The organism is Bacillus sp. FSL L8-0193, from assembly GCF_037976065.1.
Classification (GTDB): Bacteria; Bacillota; Bacilli; order Bacillales; family Bacillaceae; genus Bacillus; species Bacillus paralicheniformis.
The window spans coordinates 1,559,850-1,582,251 of record NZ_CP150261.1 but is presented as its reverse complement, the minus strand read 5'-3'; the positions used below and the strand labels follow the sequence as shown (position 1 = coordinate 1,582,251).

19 protein-coding genes are annotated in these 22,402 nt (G+C 45.1%); 4 read left to right on the top strand and 15 right to left on the bottom strand.

All coding sequences use genetic code 11. The features are described from left to right. Positions 1 to 52: 52 nt before the first annotated feature. Together MHH76_RS07955 and MHH76_RS07950 are read right to left on the bottom strand one after the other, a co-directional pair. A complete protein-coding gene (locus MHH76_RS07955; protein ID WP_020451189.1) occupies positions 53 to 1,372 on the bottom strand; it encodes an MFS transporter in 1,320 nt (439 codons plus the stop codon). A 96-nt stretch (positions 1,373 to 1,468) separates the two neighbouring features. After that, complete coding sequence (locus tag MHH76_RS07950) at positions 1,469 to 1,993, bottom strand: RDD family protein (protein WP_020451188.1); 525 nt, start codon at positions 1,991 to 1,993, stop codon at positions 1,469 to 1,471. Positions 1,994 to 2,167: 174 nt separating this feature from the next. On the opposite strand from MHH76_RS07950, the gene MHH76_RS07945 reads away from it, so the two are divergent. Both MHH76_RS07945 and MHH76_RS07940 read left to right on the top strand, forming a co-directional pair. Then, complete coding sequence (locus MHH76_RS07945; RefSeq protein ID WP_020451187.1) at positions 2,168 to 2,323, top strand: hypothetical protein; 156 nt, start codon at positions 2,168 to 2,170, stop codon at positions 2,321 to 2,323. Positions 2,324 to 2,514: 191 nt separating this feature from the next. Then, positions 2,515 to 3,684 carry an aminotransferase A gene (locus tag MHH76_RS07940; protein ID WP_020451186.1) on the top strand — a complete coding sequence of 390 codons (1,170 nt, stop codon included), beginning with the start codon at positions 2,515 to 2,517 and terminating at the stop codon, positions 3,682 to 3,684. Positions 3,685 to 3,709: 25 nt separating this feature from the next. Here the strand turns inward: MHH76_RS07940 and MHH76_RS07935 are convergent, their stop codons facing one another. Continuing rightward, positions 3,710 to 5,518, bottom strand: a complete 1,809-nt coding sequence (locus tag MHH76_RS07935) for a PAS domain-containing protein (RefSeq protein ID WP_043054304.1) — start codon at positions 5,516 to 5,518, stop codon at positions 3,710 to 3,712. 160 nt (positions 5,519 to 5,678) lie between these two features. Next, on the bottom strand, positions 5,679 to 7,787 hold the full coding sequence (locus tag MHH76_RS07930) for a penicillin-binding protein 2 (RefSeq protein ID WP_043054303.1): 2,109 nt from the start codon (positions 7,785 to 7,787) through the stop codon (positions 5,679 to 5,681). A gap of 348 nt (positions 7,788 to 8,135) precedes the next feature. On the opposite strand from MHH76_RS07930, the gene MHH76_RS07925 reads away from it, so the two are divergent. Then, complete coding sequence (locus MHH76_RS07925) at positions 8,136 to 8,897, top strand: CAP domain-containing protein (RefSeq protein WP_020451183.1); 762 nt, start codon at positions 8,136 to 8,138, stop codon at positions 8,895 to 8,897. 44 nt (positions 8,898 to 8,941) lie between these two features. On the opposite strand, the gene MHH76_RS07920 is transcribed toward MHH76_RS07925, so the two are convergent. From MHH76_RS07920 to MHH76_RS07910, 3 genes are all read right to left on the bottom strand, one after another. Beyond that, the gene (locus MHH76_RS07920; protein ID WP_043054302.1) at positions 8,942 to 9,814 is read right to left on the bottom strand and encodes an NAD(P)-dependent oxidoreductase; all 873 of its coding nucleotides are present in this window, start codon (positions 9,812 to 9,814) and stop codon (positions 8,942 to 8,944) included. Positions 9,815 to 9,827: 13 nt separating this feature from the next. Next, on the bottom strand, positions 9,828 to 10,613 hold the full coding sequence (locus tag MHH76_RS07915) for an SDR family oxidoreductase (RefSeq protein ID WP_023857294.1): 786 nt from the start codon (positions 10,611 to 10,613) through the stop codon (positions 9,828 to 9,830). A 101-nt stretch (positions 10,614 to 10,714) separates the two neighbouring features. Further along, a complete protein-coding gene (locus MHH76_RS07910) occupies positions 10,715 to 12,685 on the bottom strand; it encodes a methyl-accepting chemotaxis protein (RefSeq protein WP_023857295.1) in 1,971 nt (656 codons plus the stop codon). Positions 12,686 to 12,804: 119 nt separating this feature from the next. Here MHH76_RS07910 and MHH76_RS07905 point away from each other — a divergent pair, with 119 nt between their 5' ends. Then, complete coding sequence (locus tag MHH76_RS07905) at positions 12,805 to 13,407, top strand: GNAT family N-acetyltransferase (protein WP_043054301.1); 603 nt, start codon at positions 12,805 to 12,807, stop codon at positions 13,405 to 13,407. Between the two features lie 97 nt (positions 13,408 to 13,504). Here the strand turns inward: MHH76_RS07905 and splB are convergent, their stop codons facing one another. The 8 genes from splB to MHH76_RS07865 all read right to left on the bottom strand — a co-directional run bounded on the left by splB (position 13,505) and on the right by MHH76_RS07865 (position 22,257). Then, on the bottom strand, positions 13,505 to 14,533 hold the full coding sequence (gene splB / locus MHH76_RS07900) for a spore photoproduct lyase (protein WP_023857297.1): 1,029 nt from the start codon (positions 14,531 to 14,533) through the stop codon (positions 13,505 to 13,507). 73 nt (positions 14,534 to 14,606) lie between these two features. Beyond that, a complete protein-coding gene (locus MHH76_RS07895; protein ID WP_023857298.1) occupies positions 14,607 to 14,840 on the bottom strand; it encodes a transcriptional regulator SplA domain-containing protein in 234 nt (77 codons plus the stop codon). A gap of 120 nt (positions 14,841 to 14,960) precedes the next feature. After that, positions 14,961 to 16,679: a phosphoenolpyruvate--protein phosphotransferase gene (gene ptsP / locus MHH76_RS07890; protein WP_020451177.1), complete on the bottom strand. Its 1,719-nt coding sequence runs from the start codon at positions 16,677 to 16,679 to the stop codon at positions 14,961 to 14,963. Next, positions 16,679 to 16,945, bottom strand: coding sequence for a phosphocarrier protein HPr (locus tag MHH76_RS07885; protein ID WP_003181247.1), 267 nt, complete (start codon positions 16,943 to 16,945; stop codon positions 16,679 to 16,681). The genes ptsP and MHH76_RS07885 overlap by 1 nt, the downstream gene beginning before the upstream one ends. 100 nt (positions 16,946 to 17,045) lie before the next feature. Further along, on the bottom strand, positions 17,046 to 19,142 hold the full coding sequence (ptsG, locus tag MHH76_RS07880; RefSeq protein WP_020451176.1) for a glucose-specific PTS transporter subunit IIBC: 2,097 nt from the start codon (positions 19,140 to 19,142) through the stop codon (positions 17,046 to 17,048). Between the two features lie 223 nt (positions 19,143 to 19,365). Then, entirely contained in the window at positions 19,366 to 20,211 is an 846-nt protein-coding gene (locus tag MHH76_RS07875; protein WP_003181243.1) for a transcription antiterminator, read from the bottom strand. A gap of 137 nt (positions 20,212 to 20,348) precedes the next feature. Beyond that, positions 20,349 to 21,320 (bottom strand): LacI family DNA-binding transcriptional regulator, encoded by a 972-nt coding sequence (locus MHH76_RS07870; protein ID WP_020451175.1) that lies wholly within the window; start codon positions 21,318 to 21,320, stop codon positions 20,349 to 20,351. Between the two features lie 211 nt (positions 21,321 to 21,531). Further along, entirely contained in the window at positions 21,532 to 22,257 is a 726-nt protein-coding gene (locus tag MHH76_RS07865; protein ID WP_020451174.1) for an NPP1 family protein, read from the bottom strand. Positions 22,258 to 22,402 lie beyond the last annotated feature (145 nt).

Here is a 22,402-nt window from a genome sequence, read left to right as displayed (position 1 = left end):
TTTGTGTTTACTTTTTATATCGGCGTCTTTTGTTAAAAGTTGATGCTCTGGGTTAAGCTTTTGCCTTAACATTTTGATGAATGATCAGGCCGATCGCTGCCAATAACACTAAAGATCCGAAAGCCATTCTGCTGGCCATGTTCCCTAAATCCCTGAACAGCAAAGTAATCGATCCGTACAGGACCGGACCGAAAATGGAAGAGATTTTCCCCGACAAAGCAAACAATCCGAAAAATTCGCCTCTTTTATGCTCGGGCGTCAGTTCGATAATCAGTGTCCTTGATGCGACCCATGTGCCTCCAAGCGAGATACCGAAAAGGCTTCCCGCAATCCAAAACAAGACTGTTGACGTCGTGCATGCTCCAATCGTCAAAGCGGTGATCATAATGGCGGCGACAAGACTGACTGCGTGTTTAGCGCCGATCTTTTTTGTTACAAAGCCGAGCAAAAATGAACCGATGATGCTTGAGACCGTTGAAACAAGGTAAAGTAATACAAATTGACCGGTCGTAAAACCGATGACCGTTTTTGAATAAACCGCCATCATGGCTATTGCTGTAGCAAGCGCATCATTCAGGAAAAAGTAGGCGATCATGAACAAGAAGACCGGTTTGTACAGGCGAATGTCCTTGAACGTCTGCACGATTTCCCTGTATCCGCTGAAAAACGATTTTTTTTCTTTCGGTTCCGGTTTTCTTTTCTCTTTCGTGAAGAGCAAATACGGAAGTGAAAAAAGTAAAAACAAGAGAGCCGACGGGATGAAAGCACGGTGAAAATCCTGGTTCCCGACCAGAAGGTAAACCGTTAAGCCGGCCAAAGTACCGATATATCCGATCGCAATCCCGAATCCTGATAAGAGAGGAATTTCTTCTTTTGTACCCAAATCAGCCAAAATCGTATCATAAAACACCAAGCTTGAATGATAGAAAAACTTTGCGGTCACAAACATGACAACAACAAGGATCAAAGATAACGGAAGCCCGTATATGTCCTTCTGAAACGAAGCGCCCGCAAAAACCCCCATTAAGATGGTGCACAAAACACAAATCATCGTAAACAGACCGATGTATTTTTTCTTTCTGCCCGTCCGGTCAATCAACACCCCGAATAAAGGCGTGAAAATGACGAGCAGGAAGCTTGCGGCTGCGTTCGAATAGGAGATAAAAGTGCTTGCCACCTGATTCATGCTGGCGTTTTCGCCGACTGCCTCCTGCAAATAAAAAGGAAAAAAGATCGTCACAATGTTTGATGAAAAAATCGTGTTTGCAAAATCGTATAACGCCCAAGATAGAATCGGCAACGTCAAAAAGAGCTTGATTCCCGTTCTTTGCGCCCGCTTTACAGCTTGTTCACGTTCCGGCTGAGTATCCATCTGGATTGATGCCTCCTTATTTTTATTCCTGCCGTGAAACATTTTCCTGAACAAGACAGCACGCATTCATGCTGAAAGCGTGCTGTCTTTTACCCGTTATTTTTTTACGACAATGGTTCCTGCCAACATATCATGAAGCGCCTGGCGCCTTTCTGTGAAAAAGGCCATAATGTAGCCGACCAATAAAATCGGAGAAAGAAAGCTTTTGGCCAGAAACCTTCCGGCCGCACGGCCGAAAGAGATTCTTCCGCCTTCTGCTTTCGCCACCTGAACGTTCATGATTTTCTTGCCGAGCGTCCCTTGCCATTTGGATGATTCCATCAGCGTGTAATAAAGAAAATAAACAATAAAAGTAATACTTCCAACGATCGCTATGGTTTTGAACATGCTGATGATAAACGTAAAGATTTCCTGATCGCTCAAATACTCGGGATCAGTCTCCATCATGAGCATGATATCCGAATTTCCCAACATCAACGCCGCTGTTAAAACGTACGTGAAAATATATGCGGGAATCCCGAGAATCAATCCGTCGAGCAGGGAAGCTACAAAACGCGCGCCGATTCCGGCATACTCGCTCCTTTCAGGAGCAGTTTCGTGTTTGTCTAATTCCAATTCCAATGTGCTTTTCCTCCTAACATCTTGACTTCTATATACTACTAAGATTCGCTGAATATTATCAATACGTATCACGTTTTTTTAAAGTTAAATTAATGTACGGCTCACAAGTTTTTCATTGACTTTGACATTTATCGTGTTACAATGGTCAAGGATTTTTCAGGAAAGGTGTTTATGATGGGAACAATTGTAACGATTAAAAATCATGAAATGACCATTTTAGAAGGGGTCAGCCGTGCTGTTTACACAGAAATGCTCAAGGATGCTTCAGACAGTGAAGAACAAATATATATTTCGTGGAAAGAAGATGTTGACTTCGATTACGGCTACTAAACGAAATATAACGTAAGACAATCGTTTGATTGTCTTATTTTTCTATCTGCTGCCATCCGCATGTCCGCATACCTTGCATTGTTTTGCATATACTTGTTACGAGTTTTTATAAAATTGATTGATTAAAAGATGACAATTGGTCTGATGATGGTAAAATAAGATAAACCATAACATTTTTAAGGTGATGCTAAATGGAACATTTGCTTAATCCAAATGTAAAAGAAATCGAAATCTCAGGGATCCGCAAGTTCTCAAACCTCGTATCCCAGTACGAAAACGTAATCTCTTTAACAATCGGCCAGCCTGATTTCTTCACCCCCCACCATGTCAAACAGGCCGCCAAAAAAGCGATAGATGAGAATCAAACATCTTACACTCACAACGCCGGATATCCCGAACTGAGGCAGGCTGTACAGCTTTATATGAAGAAAAAAGCCGATTTAAATTATGAAGCGGAAAGCGAGATCATTGTGACGACCGGAGCCAGCCAGGCCATCGATTCGGCATTCCGCACGATTTTATCACCTGGCGATGAAGTCATTCTTCCGGGGCCGGTATACCCCGGATACGAGCCGATCATCAAAATGTGCGGAGCGTCTCCATTGATCATTGACACCACGTCTCACGGCTTTAAGCTGACAGCAAAATTGATCGAGGAAGCGCTGACGCCGAAGACAAAATGTGTTGTTCTTCCTTATCCGTCAAATCCGACGGGAATGACGCTGTCCGAAGAAGAGCTGAAGGACATCGCCTCCCTTTTAAAAGGTCGAAACGTCTTTGTGCTTTCGGATGAAATATACAGCGAACTCACTTTTGACAGACCGCACCACTCCATCGCGTCTGTGTTAAGGGACCAGACGATCGTCATCGGCGGACTTTCCAAATCCCACAGCATGACAGGCTGGAGAATCGGATTTTTGTTCGCGCCGAAGGAAATCGCCAAACATATTTTAAAAGTCCATCAATACAACGTATCATGCGCTTCATCGATCTCTCAAAAAGCAGCTCTGGAAGCCGTCACCAACGGGTTTGATGATGCGCTGATCATGCGCGAGCAATATAAAAAACGGCTTGACTACGTGTACGACAGACTTGTGACAATGGGCCTCGATGTGATTAAACCGTCGGGAGCATTCTACATTTTCCCGTCCATCAAATCGTTTGGAATGTCTTCCTTTGATTTCTGCATGTCGCTTCTTGAGGAAGAGGGGCTTGCGATCGTGCCGGGCAGCTCGTTTTCTGAATACGGGGAAGGCTATGTGAGGATCTCTTACGCATATTCTCCTGATACGCTAAGGGAAGGTCTTGACCGGCTGGAGTCCTTTGTTTTCAATAAGAGGCAATCGATACAGACTACGTAAACAACGGCTTTTACGCCGTTGTTTTTTATTTTGGAAATGAAATCTTAAATGTCGTGCCTTTTTCTGCTTTGCTGTCGACTTCGATTGTTCCGTTGTGATTTTCGATGATATTGAAGGTGACCATCAAACCGAGGCCTGTTCCTTTTTCCTTCGTCGTCAAAAACGGCTCGCCGATTCGCTTCATGACATGTTCAGGTATTCCTTCTCCTTCGTCCTCCACCTCGACGATGACCGAATCTTCGGTTTCTCTGACGGTCAAATGGACCGTACCGCCGTTCGGCATGGATTCGACGGCGTTTTTGATCAGGTTGATAAACACTTGCTTTAATTGATTTTGATCCCCTTTAATATAGATATTGTCCGGGAGGATCGTATTGATCAAAATGCCGTTTAAGTTGGCCTGCGTTTCTAAAAGGGCCGTCACTTCGCGGATCAGCCTGATCAGATCTAGCTTTTCTTTCAATGCGTTTTGCTGCGGCTTTGCCAGCATGAGAAGCTCGCTCAAGATCAGTTCGATTCTGCTTAATTCGGAAAAGATAATATTAAAATAATGTTCATTTTCTTCCATCGTGGGCTTCATCAGCTGTAAAAACCCTTTGATCGCGGTGAGCGGATTGCGGATTTCGTGGGCGATCCCGGCTGCAAGCTGTCCGGCGATCGACAGTTTTTCCGAACGGACCATCAGCTCTTCGGTCTGCTTGCGTTCAGAAATATCCCTTAAAATCACCTGAACGGCCGTTTCCCCGAAAAATGTCGTAGGGATGCAAACCATTTCTGTATAGATGAGCCTTTTTTCAAATGTATACCACGTCTGCTTTATGATTTCAGATTCGGATTTTCGGTCTGTAATCCGTTCCAGCCTCGCTTTGACATCTTCGTGATCGCACGGATGCAGATGTTCATAAATATCTTTGCCGATTAAATCCTCATACGTCTTTGCTTCAAACAGACGAATGCCTGATTCATTCATAAAGACCCATCTACCTTTATGAATAACGGCTATCGTATCGATTGAGTTTTGAATCAAGAGCTGATAGCGCTCCCTGCTTTTTTGCAAAATGGTCTGAAATTTCTTCCTCGATGAAATGTCAATGAGCAGGAGCAGCTCCGCTTTCTGTTTTTGATAAATGGTCGGTGCCGCCTTGACTTCGAGGTGAATCTGCGTGCCGTCGAGCTTATGCCAAGTTTGCTCGATCATTCCGACATCAAGTCCCTGCTGCATCCGCTTGATACGGTTTTTGACGATGTCATGGTACTCTTTGTCGATAAAATCGTAGGAATACTTTCCGATAATTTGCCGTTTGTGCTCGGCTCCGAGCAGGTTGACCATGGCGTCATTGACGTAGACTATTTCCCCTTGAACGCTGATGCACAGAGGGTTTGGCAAGCCTTCCACCAAGGCTTCGAATTCCTCTTTTGCCGGCAGCCTGGCAGCTTCTTCCGGTGTGTCTTCCTCTTTTATGGAGCTGCTTTTCTTAGAGGGACGGTCTTCAAACACTTTCATTTTGAGTACAATCTCGCGTTCTTTTTCTCCAACATGGGTCGTGACGAAATCGATCGATGCTTCGATCCAGATCATCGTGTAGTCTTTTTTCACAAATCTGAAGGTGCAAGGCAGCAAATGATGCTCATTGTAAAAATAGCTTTCTACCAGAAAAAGATCGTCTTCGTGTAAATAGTCCTTCAAATACGTACCGATCAGTTCATTCTGCTGGTAGCTTAAGAGTTCTTTGCAATTTGCAGATATGTATATAAAACGGCCGTTAGCTGACAGGACTGCCTGTAAATTCATATGTGGCTTATATTGCTCAAAACGTTTTGTTTTTTGTTCCATCATATCCCTCCTTTATACCCTATTCATGACCAGCATTCATTAAAACTATTTTGCTTAAAAGGATTCGCTAAAATGCGAGAAATCTCCTTCAAAACTTCTAGCATTCGTCAAATTTTGATAACAAAAAAAGAACCCGGAAAAAATCCGTGTTCTTTTTTGTCTAATCCTTGCTGTATTTTTTTTGCAGATCGACATAGGCTTTGACGATTTTGGCGGCGATGTTTTTGTTCATCTTCGTTTTGTCGTCAACAGACGGGACGACAACGCTGAAGGCGACCTGCGGATTTTCCGACGGATAATAGCCGGCAAAAGTGATATTATAAGTCTCTTTCCCCCACCAGTTTCGGTTTGTGCCGTAGTAGTGCGTCTGTGCCGTTCCAGTTTTGCCTGATACGTCAAGCGAACCGAATGTTCCCGCGGCCGTTCCCGTCTGGGTTACTCGTTTAAATCCTTGCTTGACGATGGCGATGTCGCTTTGGGAATTGTTGATACGATTCAAAACGTTGGCAGAGCGCTCTTCAATGACTGAACCGAGTTTTTCACTTTCAGGCTGATGAATGCTTTTCACGACTCTCGGCTGTAACCTGTATCCGCCGTTGGCAATCGTTGAAACATATTGAGCGAGCTGCAAAGGCGTATACGTGTCAAACTGGCCGATCGCTTCATCGAGCAGGAGTCCCCCGACAATCTTTGGGTTTGTCTGCATTCCAGCCGACTCCTGCGGCAAGTCGATGCCTGTTTTTACCCCAAGGCCAAATTGATTGAAATAATACCTCATTTTATTTAAATCTTCGAGGTTTGCAGGAAGGGGGCCGCCCGGTTTATATGTGATCCCTGCCATTCTCATCGCTACATAAAACATATAAACGTTTGAACTTTTTTCCAGTGCTCTAACCTCATTAGCCCAACCTATAGAGGTTGTGTAAGAGCCTTTCTCAACAGGACCTGCAAATGTCAATTTTCCATTATCAAAATAACTCTGCCCATGTGGCATACCGTCCTGATAGCCGGCCAGCACGGTCGCACCTTTAACTGCCGATCCCATTTCGTACTGGGTCGTAAACGCGCCGATTGAATAGTCGGTGATTTTGCCGTCGATGATTCGCTTTCCGGCCATGGACAGGATATCTCCGTTATTCGGGTCCATCATGACGACGAACGCTCTGTCCAGCATGTAGTTTGAGCCGCGGAATTTATTAAGCTCCTCTTCGATAGCTTCTTCGACTTTCTTTTGGAGCTCCATGTCGAATGTCAGCTGCAGATCGTAGCCGCGTCTTCCTTCATCAACCGTTTCCTGGCTGATGACCTTGCCTGAGCGGTTTTCTGTATATTGCACTTTCGCTTTTTTCGGATTTAAATATTCTTCATATTGATACTCGAGATAGCTTTTTCCCACTCTGTCATTCCGGGCATATCCCCTTGTCAGGTAGAAGTCTTCCCGGTCCTTGATAAGCCCTTGCTCAGGCGTTGTGACGCCTCCGAAAATGGAGTAGAGCGTTTTTTCATAAGGATATTTCCTGGTCCAGTCCATGATGACGTCAACGCCGGGAAGCTCTTCAAGATGCTCGGAAACGCGTGAGACTTCCTCATACGTTAAATCGTTGGCCGGCATCTGTTTTGAAGCCTTCTCATCAAGGAGCTGCGCATCGTTTTTCCCCTCGGTTTTCGGGCTCATCGCTTTGACGATCTGCGGCTCATACGCATAGCCGCCTGAAAACCTTCTGAAAATCGCGGCGACTTTAAGCTCGTCTTTGTCCTTTTCCAGCGCTTTGATCTCTTCTGCCGGAACTCGGTCAACCTGCAGCTTGTATGTTTGATCAGACTTGAGGGTTTTCTCGCCGTCTTTCAGAAGTGCAGCAGCTTTTTTCGGATGTCTGGCAAGCCAGTAATCTTTCAAATCTCTTTCTTTCAGAAACGAAGTATCGATATCGATCAATTCTGCGAGTTTTTTGGCTGTGCTGATTTTTTCCTCCGTTTTTGTGCTTGTCATCATCGTATATGTGATCGCGGGAACGCTTTGGTTGTCGACAACCACCCGCCCGTATCTGTCATACATTTTACCCCGCGGCGCCGGGTATGACGCAATTTTCGCCTCGGTTTTCGAAGCTTCCTGCTCATACGCTTCTCCATTGACGATTTGCACGAGGCCCAGCTTGACAATCAGCGCAGCGAACAAAGTGAACACCGCAAAGAAGTACAGGTTGATCCGCCATAAACGCGAACGCCTGCTCTTTTTGATTTCAGCCGGATCATGTTGAGATTCTGTCACTGAAACTCTCTCTCCTCTCACAATATTCAATTTTTACATTAATTAACTGAGATATATTGTAACACTTTTGTAATGGTTGTTACAATCTAAAGTTTTTAAAAAAGCTGTCAATCTCTTTTTATATTAAAATTTAGCTAACACATTTAAATTTTACCACGTTTATGACAAGACGCGTAAAAGAGCGATCTGGTTGCATATTGGCAGCAAAGGATTTTTCTTTTTTTATGTCAAAATTAACAATAATACCTTGTCAAAGGGAATATATGGATCTATTATTTCAAAAAAGCCGTGTTATGATTCTAGTGTACGAAACAACAACAACTACAACATTTAGGAGGATTACTGTTTATGAAAAAAGCTTTTCTTTTATCAGCAGCAGCTGCAGCAACGCTCTTCACATTCAGCGGCGTTCAACACGCTGACGCTAAAGAGCAGCAGCAAGTACAAGTCAAAACCGTTCATTCCATAAATGTAACTGATCTCGCAGGCAAACTGAATATCCAAAACATGAACCAGCTTTCTAAAGCTGACCAGGAAAAAATTCAGTCCCTGCTTCATTCTTATAAGAAACAAGCCACTCAACAGCCTAAAGCTTCTGCACCGAAGTCTTCTGCACCTAAAGCTTCAAAGCCTGAAAGCACGCAGACTCAAAAACAGGAAGCTTCAAAGCCTGCGGCTTCAAAAGAGCAGACTTCACAGCAAAAGCAAAATACAGCGCCTTCATCTTCTTCTGTAAGCGCGTATGAAAAAGAAGTTGTTGAGCTGACGAATGCGGAAAGAAAGAAACAAGGGCTAAAACCTCTTACTTTGGATGAAAAACTGAGCAAGGTTGCCCGCACGAAATCTCAAGATATGAAAGATAACAATTACTTTGATCACAACAGCCCGACTTACGGTTCTCCATTTGACATGATGAAGAAATTCGGCATCACATACCGCACTGCCGGAGAAAACATCGCGAAAGGCCAAAAAACGCCTCAGGAAGTTGTCAAAGCTTGGATGAACAGTGAAGGTCACAGAAAAAACATTATGAACCCTAACTTCACGCATATCGGTGTTGGATATGTGAAAGACGGCAACTACTGGACTCAGCAGTTCATCGGAAAATAAGAACCAGCAAAAAACCACTTGCATTGAGCAAGTGGTTTTTTTCGTTATTTATATTCTGTCCAAAGCTTGTACACACTTTGGGTGCCGCTGTTTTCTTCGCCTTTTTCCACAAGGGTGTCGTAAAGGCTTTTCGCAAGCTCGAGCCCCGGCATTTTCTCGCCCATCAACTCCGCTTCTTCTAGCGCGATGCCCATGTCTTTAACAAAGTGTTTGACGTAAAAGCCCGGTTCAAAGTCGCCTTTCAGCATTCTAGGCGCGAGATTTGAGAGGGACCAGCTTCCCGCAGCGCCGGTCGTAATGCTTTTTAACACATTGTCGGGATCGAGTCCGGATTTTTTGGCGTAGGCCATCGCTTCTGCGACACCGATCATACCTGCAGCAATCGCAATCTGGTTGCACATTTTCGTATGCTGGCCGCTTCCGGCCGGCCCCTGATATTGAATGTTTTCACCCATGATCGAAAAGATCGGGTAGCATTCATCAAAGGCTTTCCGTTCTCCTCCGACCATAATGGCGAGCGTGCCGTTTCTCGCGCCGACGTCCCCGCCTGAAACCGGAGCATCTAAACCGTAAAGTCCTCTCTCTTTTGCAGCAGCCTCGATTTGTTTGGCGAGAGAAGGCTTGGAAGTCGTCATATCGATGAGGTAAGAACCTGTTTTGGCATTTTCAATAATGCCTTCGCTTCCAAAGTAAACTTCTTCAACGTCTTTTGGGTAGCCGACCATTGTGATGATCACATCAGACGACTGCGCCAGTGCTTTGACGGATGATTTCCATTCCGCCCCTTTTTCCACAAGGCTGTCCGCTTTCTGTTTTGTTCTCGTATAGACGCTGACGGGATAGCCTGCAGCTAAAATATGCGAGGCCATGCTGTTTCCCATTACACCGAGTCCGATAAATCCGATCGTTTTTTTCATGATGTCATCCCCCTTAAATTGCTTTTACCATTCCGCCATCTATCAGCAGAGTCTGTCCAGTCATATATGTATTGCATTCTGATAAAAGAAAGCTTGCATATTGTGCAAAGTCGTCAGGTTTTCCGTAGGAGCCGAGCGGAATCTCTTTCTCATAGCTTTCCTTCACCTGCTGCTCGGAAAGGCCTGTTTTCTCGGCTTTGAGCCGGTCAAGCTCTGCCACGCGATCTGTCGCGATTCTCCCAGGGGCGAGCGTGTTGATCAAAATGCGGTGTTCGGCCAACTCTTCCGCAATGGATTTTGTCAGACCGACGATTCCCATTCGAAACGTGTTGGAAAGCAGCAACCCCGGAATCGGTTGCTTGACTGATGAAGAAGCGATATTAACAATGCGGCCTCCATCCTTTTTTAGATATGGAAAAGCTTCGCGGATTAAACGGACATAGCTGAGCAGATGCAATTCAAATGAAGAAGTCCAGTCAGCGTCTGTCAGATCGAGCAGGCTGCCGCCTTTCGGTCCTCCGACATTGTTGACGAGCATATCGATCGTTCCAAATGTATCAGCGGTCTTTTGAACGAGCGCTTTGATCCCGTCAGCATCTGCAAGATCGCATACTTGATATGAGATAGATCCGCCGCCAAGTCCATTCAGCTCTTCCGCAGCTTTTTTCAAGTCCGCTTCGTGTCTCCCGGACAACATGACATTTGCCCCTTCTTTCGCAAGGGCTTTTGCAATCGCATTGCCTAGTCCTTTGCTGCTTGCTGCCACAAGCGCCGTTTTGCCATTCATCTTTAAGTCCACAATCATCACTCCCTTCATATTTATAGTGTAACATGTATATTCTGAAAATTGGGATTGTGAGCGTTGAAAAAGTCCCTCTTTCAAAAAGAGGGACTTCTTTATTACACGTTAAACTTATTGATCGCATTTAATAATTCTTGATTGGCCTCACTCAGCGCTTCAGCCGATTTGGCGATGCTTTCCAGCGCTGTCAGCTGCTCGTTTGTCGAAGCGCTGACCTCTTCCGCAGCCGCTGCTGACTGCTGGGAAATAGCTGAAATGCTTTGGATCGAATCAGACATTTTTTGCTGTTCTCCGCTCATACCAGAGATTTCAGAGTAAATGTGGTCAATTGAGTTGACGAGCGCCTGCATTTCTGCAGTAATTTTGCTGAGCGCTTCTCCTGTCTCATGAATCATTCCATTTTGCTCTTCATTCATCTTGCTTGCTTCCGTCATCGCTGATACGGCTTCTTTCGTTTCCAGCTGAATCTGCTTGACCGTTTCACTGATATGCTGTGAAGAGACCGCCGATTGTTCGGCAAGCTTTCTCACCTCATCTGCAACTACCGCAAAACCGCGTCCGCTTTCGCCGGCACGGGCTGCTTCAATGCTGGCGTTCAGAGCAAGCAGGTTTGTTTGATCAGAGATCGCCGAGATGGCTGTAACAACCTCTTCAATGTTTTTCGTTTTTTCTTCAAGCTGCAAAAGCATATGTTCCACTTTCTTCGTCTCCGAGTTGGCTTCATTTGATTTTGCAAGCAGCTGCCCGAGGGCATCGATTCCTGTATAGCTTGCATCTTCTGATGTTCTCGAAAGCTTCTTGATGCTGTCGGCATGATGTTCAATTTCTTTAATTTTGACAGATAGCCGTTCGGATTGTTCATTTACATTTTCGATCTCTGCCGCTTGTTCTGTCGCACCTGTCGCCACTTCTTCGATTGCTTTGGCAATCTCATCGCTCGCAGAAACCGTTTCTTTTGAAACAGCGCTTAATTGATCGGTCGTTTTCGATACTTTTCCGGACGAGGTTCCGACTTGCACAATCATTTCTTTCATGTTTTCGACCATCTTGTTGAAGTCTTTTGTTAATATACCGATTTCGTCTTTTGAGGCAGCTGCTGTCTGGACCGTCAAATCACCGCCCGCGACAGCCTTTGTTTTGGCAATCAGCTGCTTAATCGGGCCTGTGATCGTTTTGGCAAGGAAATAGCTTAAAATGATCGCCGCTGCCAAAGCAATGATTGAAACGATCATGACCATTTTGTTCATTTCCTGTGCGACCCACATCAGCTTCGCCGTGTCGAATTGCGTACCGACTTTCCAGCCCGTACCACCGACGGTCTGATAAGCGATCACAGTATCTTTGCCTACTTTGATTCCGTCTTTGGATGACGGGATGTCCCGATATGTTTTGTCTTTCGATATATCGTCACCTTGTTTTGACGGGTGGGCAAGCATTGTCCCGTTTTGGTCCAAAATAAATGCGTAGCCGTCATATGGCATCTTTTGATTTTCGATAATTTTGTTTAATGAATTCAATGAAATATCTAAGCTGATGACGCCTAATACTTTATTGTCGACAACGACTGCTTTAGCCGCTGCGACCATCATCTCTCCAGACACGACATCTTGATACGGCTCTGTCCAGATCACTTGATCAGACGTTTTGGCAGCCGATGTGTACCAGGGCCGGGTCGTCGGGTCAAAATCTTTATCAAATTCGGCTTTCGGGTATATCCATATATCTTTTTTTGAAGTCGCTATATACGCATTGGTGACAAATTCGTTTTTATCCTTGATTTGCTTTAATTCGTCGTTGATCAGTCTGCCCAATAATTTATTTTGATCATCTTCTAAAAATGACTGCGCCATTCGACTGTCGCTCATACGATTTAAAGCGATTTCATAGTTTTCTAATTGAAGCTCGATATTACCTTTGATCGAGTTAAGCAGACTTGAAGTCGATTCTTTTGCTTGATCTTCAAGCATCGATTTCAACAAATGTGTTGTGGAAAACTGTAGGACGATAACCGTCAAAATCAGCAGGATGGCAACAAATCCGGCAATTTTGACATGCAGTTTTTTAAACAAATGAAACCCTCCTTTACATGCACCTTCATATTCTTTTTATCGGCCAAAATTTCGCAAAATTAAGATAGCCTGCTAAAATAACGGTATAATGAAGGAAATATCAAAAGGAGTGATGGGCGATCTATAAACAGTTTTACGTCGATAACGGCATTTCTTATCAGCAGGTGGACATCCGCAATTACAACAACAAAGATATTCCCGATTTGATTGCACTCCAAAGAGAATGCTTTCCGCCTCCGTTTCCGGAAGACCTTTTGTGGAATGAAAAGCAGCTCCATTCCCATATTGAACGATTTCCCGATGGTGCACTTTGCGCGGTTTCCGAAGGCCGAATCATCGGTTCGATGACGGCGCTCATGACTGATTTTGATCCGCATCATCCTCACCACAGCTGGGACGAAGTGACAGACAACGGGTATATCGGCACACATCAAAACGATGGAAACTCCCTTTATGTCGTCGATATTTCCGTGTCCCCTCACTATCGAAAACTCGGCATCGGAAAGCGGCTGATGCAGTCCATGTATGAACTGACGGTTTTTAAAGGGCTCAAGCGGCTCATTGGCGGCGGACGGATTCCCCATTATCACAAGTCGGCTGAAGAAATGACGCCCGAACAGTATGTTCAAGCTGTATTGGACGGGGAAAAGCGCGATCCCGTGCTCTCATTCCTGCTCCAGTGCGGACGATCGCCGGTTTGCGTGATTCCCGGCTACATTTAAGATGAGGAATCGCTTCATTATGCGGTCTTAATGGAGTGGAAAAACCCTTTTTTAACATCTCAAAACAAAAAACAGAGCTTTTCCGGCTAAAGCTCTGTTATGTGAAATATTCGATTTTTGCTTCGGGAAAATAGTTATCAATATACGTTTCAAGGGCGCTGCGAAGCTCTGCTTCTTCATCCTTCTGGTATATATATTTGCCAATCCCGTATCTGCCCCATTTATAGCGCCGTTTTTCTTCATCCAGTTCGAGCTTTGTCTTTGGATAGTTTTTTTCAATGACTCTTTTTGCCGGCTTCGTGAATCTGTGCTGGATCATTTCAAAGGTAATGTCGCGCCTAGCATGCTGCGGCAGCGCACGATCGAGCTTTTCGAGCAGCACTCTGTAGCCTTCCTGCCAGCCGTCATGAATATAAATCGGAGCGATGATAAAACCAAGCGGATAGCCTGCTTCCGCTACTTTCACGGCGGCTTCGATCCGTTTATCCAAAGGGGATGTGCCGGGTTCAAAACTTTTGATGACATAATCGGCATTTACGCTGAAGCGGAAACGCGTTTTTCCGTTGTGCTTGGCATCAAGCAAATGGTCGACATGATGGAATTTTGTCACGAAACGCAATTTACCGTGGTCGGATTGACCGAAATGCTCAATTGCACGCTTTAATGTGTGTGTCAAATGATCAATCCCGACAATATCAGATGTGCAAGAAGCTTCAAACCGCGTATCCTCGGGAGCGCGTTCTTTCATATACTGGTCCGCCTGATCAAGTATTTCCTCCACATTGACGTACGTTCTGATATACGGCTTGCTGCCCATTGTCGTCTGCAGATAGCAGTAATGGCAGTGACCCATACACCCTGTTGCAAACGGAATCGCGTATTCTGCGGACGGTTTTGATGAATCGAATTTCAATGTTTTTCTGACGCCGATGACCAAAGTGGATTTCGCATTTCTGTATTTTTGCAGGTGGCCTTCCCCCGGGATATTCCTCACCTGATTGTGTGAAGTCGTTTCCCTGATCTCAAGCCCCATGTTTGAAAATTTATCCCTCAGCTCTTTTCCCAGCGGGTATTCCAGCGCTCTCGGTTCAATATAGACGAGCTGGGGAACAAACGGTTTTACCATTGGAAACAGACACATCCTTTGCTTATTTCCGTTACTTTTTGCATTTAGAGGATGTGATATACCGGTAATATTTTCATACCCCGTCAAATAACTCACGGTAAAGCCGTTCCGCCTCTTCATATGAAGAAAAAACTGCATCATCTTCGGCAAAGGCGTGATATGTATCATACATAAACAATGCCAGTTCACCTTCGTGAAGCGGGTGATCAACGACTTCAGCTTCCTTTATATGCGCGACATTGGCGGCATGCGGGTTCCGGTAAATGACATAGACCTCATCACCCGGTTTGAATGGCTGCCTGGGCATATCAAAATCCCCCTTTCTAACTATTGGTCACATGTATTATTTCCGCCGCAGCCGAGATCATTCAGATCAACAAAAAAACCCGGACGGGCATTGGTTATGCCGGTCCGGATTTTCAATCGCTTATGCCATATTGAAGGTTTCTTTTACGAATTGTACAACCTCTTCTGTTGTGCTCATGGACAGAATTTGCTCTTTGAACGATTCCGTCTCTTTTTTAGAAAGCTTGCTGATTTGCGTTCTTGCCGGCAGGATTGACGTCGCGCTCATTGAGAACTCGTCCAGTCCAAGACCGAGCAGGATTGGGATCGCGATTTCATCTCCCGCCATTTCGCCGCACATGCCGACCCATTTTCCTTCTTTATGGGCCGCTTCAATGACAAGCGTGATCAGGCGGAGAATCGCAGGATTGTACGGCTGGTATAGGTAAGATACCCGCTCATTCATCCGGTCAGCAGCCATCGTATATTGAATCAGGTCATTCGTTCCGATGCTGAAGAAATCGACTTCTTTAGCGAATTGATCAGCGATCACCGCTGTTGAAGGGATTTCAACCATCATACCGACTTCAATGTCTTCGGAAACTTGTTGACCTTCAGCTTTCAGCTTTTCTTTTTCTTCTAAAAGAATCGCTTTCGCTTCTTTAAATTCATTTACAGTCGCGATCATAGGGAACATAATTTTTAAGTTTCCATATGTACTTGCCCGAAGCAGCGCACGAAGCTGCGTTCTGAAAATCTCTTGCTCATCAAGGCAAAGACGGATCGCTCTGTATCCCAAGAAAGGGTTCATTTCTTTTGGCAGTTCTAAATATGGAAGCTCTTTGTCTCCGCCGATATCAAGAGTACGAACGACAACTGATTTGCCTTCCATACGCTCAAGAACGGTTTTATAGGCATCAAATTGCTCCTCTTCAGTCGGAAGCTGGTCTCTGCCCATGTAAAGGAATTCAGTCCGGTAAAGGCCGACTGCTTCTCCTCCATTTTCCAGAACGCCTTTTACATCATCAGGTGTACCGATATTAGCGGCAAGTTCCACATGATGTCCGTCATTCGTTACAGTCGGTTCATTGACAAGCTTCGCCCATTCGGCTTTTTGCGCCAGGAAGGCTTGATGCTTTTCTTCGTATTCGCTGATTGTTTCCTGGGCAGGATCAACGATGACATCGCCATTGATACCGTCAACGATCACTGTTACGCCGTTTTGAATGCCTTTTGTTGCCGCTTTTGTGCCGACAACGGCCGGAATTTCAAGCGAGCGCGCCATGATGGCTGAGTGGGACGTCCGTCCGCCGATATCTGTTGTAAACCCTTTAACAAAGTTGCGGTTTAGTTGCGCTGTATCAGACGGTGTCAAGTCTTCGGCTACGATGATGACCTCTTCGGAAATCAGACTCGGGTTCGGAATTTCAACGCCGAGAAGATGCCCTGTGACACGCTTGGTGACATCGCGGATGTCTGCGGCGCGTTCTTTCATATATTCGTTATCCATCGACTCGAACATTGTGACGAACATGTCGGCCGTTTCTTTTAAAGCGAATTCCGCGTTGACGGAGTCCGATTTGATTTTGTCTTTAATCGGGTTTAACAGTTCCGGATCGCTTAATACTAACAAATGTGCAGAAAAGATTTCCGCTTTATCTTCTCCAAGCTCTTTCAATGCATGGTTTTTAATGATTTCAAGCTCTTTTTTAGAACGCTCGATGGCGTCTTCAAAACGATTTACTTCCGCATCAGAATCAGAGATGTTTTTCTTTTCAACCGTTAGATCAGGCTCCTCAAGCCGATATGCTTTGGCGATCGCAATACCGGCTGAAGCGCCTATTCCTTTTAGTTCAAGCATTATTCGCCTAAACCTTCGCTTTTCATTGTTTCTTCAAGTGCGGAAAGAGCATCATTTTCATCAGCGCCGGAAGCAGAAATCGTAATTTCAGCACCTTTAGCAATACCTAGTGACATAACACCCATAATTGATTTAAGGTTGACGGTTTTTCCGTTATATTCCAAATTAATATCTGCATCATATTTGCTTGCTGTTTGTACAAGAACAGTCGCTGGACGAGCGTGGATTCCAGAATCTGCAGTTACTTTAAACGTTTTTTGTGCCATTTTTTATCAATCTCCTTTTAATTTAAAGCTTTTAGTACATTCACAATATTATATCATACAGCCGTACATGTCATCTGACAAGTACGGCCATTTTGTGAATTTATTTTTCAACGCGGACGATATCGTCCTGTGTCAGGCTGACATTGCCTTCTGCCTTTAAGCTCACGCTTTCGCCTTCTTGAAGGTTCGTGAACACGATCGGCGTCATCAGGGAAGGTACGCTGTCCTTCACTTTTTCAATGTCGACTTCAAGCAGTTTCTGGCCCGGCTCAACCCGGTCACCTTCAGAAACAAATGCAGTGAAGCCTTCACCTTTCAGGCTGACCGTATCGATTCCAAAGTGGATCAGAATTTCTCTGCCGCCGTCAGACTGCAGACCGATCGCATGCTTTGTCGGGAACACGTTCAGCACTTTCCCTCTTACAGGTGACACAACTGTGCCTTCTGCAGGAAGAATCGCGAATCCGTCGCCCATCATTTTTCCGGAGAATACTTGATCCGGAACATCTGTAATCGGATGAAGCTCACCAGCAAGCGGTGAAACGAATACTTCTTCACCTGATTCATTTTGAAGAGGCTCGACCATGACTTCTTCGATTTGCTGCTCTACTTCCTCGGCAGCGTTTGGTGCTTTTTCAGGACGCGGCGTGCGGCCTGACATAATGTCTTGCATTTGCGATTTTAAATTGTCGGATCTTGGTCCGAAAATCGCTTGGATGTTATTGCCGACTTCCAGCACGCCGGATGCGCCGAGTTTTTTCAAGCGCTCTTTGTCAACTTTCTTCTGATCGTTGACTGTGACGCGAAGTCTTGTGATACAAGCGTCAAGGTGTTTGATGTTTTCTTGGTCACCCATCGCCTCTAGAATTTGATAAGGAAGATCTCCTGCTGCTTCTTTGCCTTCATCAGCGGATTCTGCAGCTGCATCTTCGCGTCCAGGCGTTTTCAAGTTGAACTTGCGGATGGCAAATCTGAATCCGAAGTAGTAGACGACAGCCAGGACTAAACCGACAGGAATGACAAGCCACCAAGCTGTACGGTTCGGCAGAATTCCGAACAGGAAGTAGTCGATCAAACCGCCGGAGAATGTCATCCCGATCTTAACATTTAAAATGTCCATCATCATGAATGACAGGCCGGCAAACACACAGTGAATCGCAAACAGAATCGGAGCGACGAACAAGAATGAGAATTCGATCGGCTCAGTGATCCCTGTTAAGAATGATGTCAATGCTGCTGAACCCATAATACCGGCAACAAGCTTTTTGTTCTGCGGTTTTGCCTCATGATAAATAGCGAGCGCTGCCGCAGGAAGACCGAACATCATGAACGGATACTTACCGGTCATAAATGTACCCGCTGTCAAATCGACGCCGTCTTTGATTTGCGCCATGAAAATTCTTTGGTCACCGCGGACAATTTCTCCCGCCTGATTCGTATAGCTGAAGAACTCGTACCAGAACGGCGAGTAGAAAATATGGTGCAGACCGAACGGGATGAGGGCCCGCTCAATCATTCCGAAAATGAGAGCTGCGACCGCTTCATTTGCTGCAAGCAAGTTTGTCGAAAAGCTGTTCAGCGCGCCTTGGATCGGCGGCCAGATAAACAGCATGACGAGTCCCAGCAGCAATGCACAAATCGATGTAATGATCGGAACAAAGCGCTTTCCGGCAAAGAATCCTAAATACTGCGGAAGCTCGATTGTGTAGAATCGGTTGTACATGGCAGCGGCCAGGACACCGACAATAATACCCCCGAATACCCCCGTTGCCAATGTCGGTATGCCGAGCATTGTCGTGTATTCCGGATGGTTTTGAGTAAAGAACTGTGCTCTTTCAACTGCGTCGCTTGGAATCGAACCGTTTTGAAGAAGCACTGCACTCATCGTGACATTCATAACAAGATATCCGATAATAGCGGCGATTCCGGCAACACCGTCGCCGTTAGCCAAACCGATGGCAACCCCGACTGCGAAAAGGAGCGCCAAGTTGGTGAACACGACGTCACCTGAACTTTCCATCACTTTCGCAACAAGCTGAACGGTGCTGTTCGTTAAGAATGGTGCGACTTTTGTCATCTGCGGATTTTGCATGGCATTACCAAGCGCGAGCAGAATCCCTGCAGCCGGCAGGATCGCAACAGGAAGCATCAGCGCCCGTCCAATTTTTTGCAGAACGCCAAATAGCGATTTAAACATGTTTTAACCCCCTCTAAGGATAGTTTGACCTTACAGCAAAAATTCATGACAACTTCGTTCAAAAGACTGCTTTTTCATCCAAATAAACCGTTTACATTTCGCCTTTAGAACGACAAAAAAGGCATGGGTGAAAGCGGGTACACTAAGAAACAAAAGACAGCGTCTTCATTTCTTCCCTTTTTTCACTCATGCCTGATCGAATCAGTAACACGTTATAAAGGCGTTATGAAATTTTATTAGTTAAACGGTACAAATGCAATGTCAAATAAACGGCTTCTGCCTCATGAACCGGTTTCTTGAGCGCTTGCTGCAAGATCTTGATCATCTTCCAAGCAGTATTGTAACACAGCGGATATTCCGTTTTCAACAATAACATTAATTTTTCCGGCTCCTGAATCGGCTCGTCCCGTTTAATCCTGTCGATCGTAAAGCGCAAGTGCCTGATCAGCCGCAAATAGTTCACACTTTCCCTGTTGACCTGCATCTGGAACGAATCCTCGATGACCTGGACAAGCCTGGAGATCAGTTGGGAATGCTGATTGACTTCAGAAAGCGGGCGGTTCGTCATCGCACTGTGGATATGAAGTGCGATAAACCCGATTTCGCCTTCAGGCAGCTGAATGTCTGATTTTTCATTTATCATATCGACGGCTTCTTTGGCGACTTCGTATTCCTTCGGATAAAGCGATTCCGTCTCAAGCAAAAACGGATTCTTCATATCAAATCCCTTTTCTAAGCGCTTAACCGCAAATGCGATATGGTCCGTCAACGCGACATGAATGTGTTCGTTCAGCGGCTGGCCGATTTTTTGCGCGATATGGTAGATAACATCATTGGCGATATCAACCATTTTTTCATCGACATAAGTGAGGAGCTTCTTATACTGCGATTGTTCCTTATCATTTTCCAAGATAAACATTTTTTCATAGTTCTCATGTTCGATAAGATCTCCGCGCTTTTTGCCAAAACCGATTCCTTTGCCAATCAAGACAACTTCTCTGTAATCATCATGGAGAGCGATTAAAACGTTGTTGTTGAGTACCTTTTCAACGGTAAAGGATCTGTTCACGATCCTCAGCTCCTTTTTGTCATCAATCTCTCATATCGTACAAAACTCATGAAAGCGCGTCAATTTATTTTGACCTTTTTGATGAAAAATGTCGAAATTTGATCACTGTCTGGAAAATGATTGATGTTTTGATTACATTACACAGTCGCCCTTTTGATCAGCTTGTATGGAACGGTCTGTTTTTCCGGGCCGGCACCGCCGATTCTTTTTCGCAAAAGGCGAAACGCATGCTTCCCCATTTCCTTTATATTAATTTTGATCGTTGAAATGCCCAGCACTTCACTGATTGGCTGGTTGTCACAGCTTAAAATGGCGAGGCTTCCGGGAATATCCACCTGATGACGCTGCGCTTCAAGAAACATACCAGCTGTTACTTGGTCGTTGGCGATAAAAACAGCTGTCGGCTTCTCCTCCATCTCTCTCCATTCAGAGAACAGCTTTTGCCCGTCGGTTATCGTCAGCGACCGCTCGAATACCCATTCTTCCCGGTAAGGCTCCCCGATCGCGGCCAAAGCTTCCTTGTATGCCTCAAGGCGAAAATGGCTGTTCATGCCATTTTTCCTTGCCAAACCAATGGCGATTTTTGTGTGCCCCTTTTCAATCAAAAAATCCAGTCCTAACCGGAAAGCATCTTTGTGCGGAATGCTGACCGTTGAAAAATACCGTTCGCTTGAGTCCTGGCACAGAATGAACGGACCGGTCTCATGCCAGTCCAAAAGCGCTTCATCAGACATCGCTTTTGAACAGAAAATCAGGCCGTCCACCTGTCTTTGTTTCAGCTGCTCCAATGCAAAAATTTCTTTTTCCAATTGATAATTTGTTTGATAAAGCGAAAAGTGAACGCCTTCCTTTGCAGCTTCTTCAGCGATTCCTTCCAGCAGCTCGCCGAAATAAGGGAGGCCGATGGTCGGCAGCACAACACCTATCATATTTGAAAAGCCTTTGGATAAATGAACGGCATGCATATTCCTTGCATATTCGAGACGTTCAATCGTCTCAAGAACTTTTTGGCGTTTTTCTTCTTTGACATACGGATGGCCGTTGAGAACCCTTGAAACAGTCGTGATGGAAACCCCTGCGGTTTCAGCTATTTCCCTGATATTTGCCATTCGTTTCCCTTCTTTCTTTCAAATCTTTTCATACATGCCGGATCATTTCGCGTCATAAAGAAATTATATCGCTTGGAGACGTGGATTTTGATCGTTTTCGAAATTTTTTTCGGGGTTCTATAAATATGAAGAAAACAGTGAAGAAGATGTACGGAGAAAAAAACCGGCTGATATGAAAATATTTCACAATCAGCCGATACACGAAATATTTTTATCTAAACCATGCTTTTCCAAGGTTATTCATGAAATTGTGATCATTGAAAGGAACGTTTGCGCTTCCGAAATCCGTCGTGTTCAATGCGTTTCTTGCGGCGGGCGTCAAATCTTCCCATCCGATGAGAGGCTGGGTTCCGCCCTTTGCGCTGTCCACATATAAACTGTGGTTAATCGGTGCTTGAGGAGCATCATAGCGGATTTTCGGATGATCACCTTCCATGATCTTGTTGTTTGGAGCTGTTTTTTGAAATTTACCGTGCTGAGAATAAGCGATGGAAAACACTTTTGGATTTTGATTTGCCGGGTTATCGATCCATACGACGATTCCTTCCCAGTCATGTCGATGGCCGAATGCATTAAAAGGCAGAGGTGAATCTTTAGGAAAATACCATGCGTACATAATCGCCCATACTCCATTGTACCATGCAGAGCGGGAGTACACTTGTCCCACGCTTTTGCTGCAGTGTCCTTCGGGCGCTCCGGTAGGCTCCAGGCCTCCGCTTGTATTGCCTTGTGCGTCAACTGCGGGAAAAGGCACGCAGCCGCTTGCGACCTTTAAATAAGGCTGAAAACGTTTGGCCGCTTTTTGAGAAACCGTCACAGGGGTTACTTCACTGAAGCCTTGCACTTTGTCATGATCAATCACTTTCGCGTCAGCTGCCGGTACGATACTGACAAAAGCAAATATCGACAAAAACAGTACATATCCTAATGTTTTCACTCTTTGCTAGCTTCCTTTCATAGATAATGGACTTCAAATCATTAGAGAAGTTTTTTAACGCTTATTTGTGTGGGGGTGAATCCGCAATCATTGCGGGGACTGAAATATCTGGATGAGAGATGAAATTGTCTGCGGCAGATTTAAT

Excerpts from the sequence above, each read along its gene's own strand:
- MHH76_RS07945 (WP_020451187.1), top strand. The coding sequence starts at position 2,168 with ATGGGAACAATTGTAACGATTAAAAATCATGAAATGACCATTTTAGAA.
- MHH76_RS07885 (WP_003181247.1), bottom strand. The coding sequence starts at position 16,945 with ATGGCACAAAAAACGTTTAAAGTAACTGCAGATTCTGGAATCCACGCT.
- MHH76_RS07895 (WP_023857298.1), bottom strand. The coding sequence starts at position 14,840 with ATGCCCAGGCAGCCATTCAAACCGGGTGATGAGGTCTATGTCATTTAC.
- MHH76_RS07920 (WP_043054302.1), bottom strand. The coding sequence starts at position 9,814 with ATGAAAAAAACGATCGGATTTATCGGACTCGGTGTAATGGGAAACAGC.
- MHH76_RS07955 (WP_020451189.1), bottom strand. The coding sequence starts at position 1,372 with ATGGATACTCAGCCGGAACGTGAACAAGCTGTAAAGCGGGCGCAAAGA.
- ptsP (WP_020451177.1), bottom strand. The coding sequence starts at position 16,679 with ATGCTTGAACTAAAAGGAATAGGCGCTTCAGCCGGTATTGCGATCGCC.
- MHH76_RS07940 (WP_020451186.1), top strand. The coding sequence starts at position 2,515 with ATGGAACATTTGCTTAATCCAAATGTAAAAGAAATCGAAATCTCAGGG.
- MHH76_RS07870 (WP_020451175.1), bottom strand. The coding sequence starts at position 21,320 with ATGGCAAATATCAGGGAAATAGCTGAAACCGCAGGGGTTTCCATCACG.
- splB (WP_023857297.1), bottom strand. The coding sequence starts at position 14,533 with ATGGTAAAACCGTTTGTTCCCCAGCTCGTCTATATTGAACCGAGAGCG.
- ptsG (WP_020451176.1), bottom strand. The coding sequence starts at position 19,142 with ATGTTTAAATCGCTATTTGGCGTTCTGCAAAAAATTGGACGGGCGCTG.
- MHH76_RS07925 (WP_020451183.1), top strand. The coding sequence starts at position 8,136 with ATGAAAAAAGCTTTTCTTTTATCAGCAGCAGCTGCAGCAACGCTCTTC.
- MHH76_RS07935 (WP_043054304.1), bottom strand. The coding sequence starts at position 5,518 with ATGGAACAAAAAACAAAACGTTTTGAGCAATATAAGCCACATATGAAT.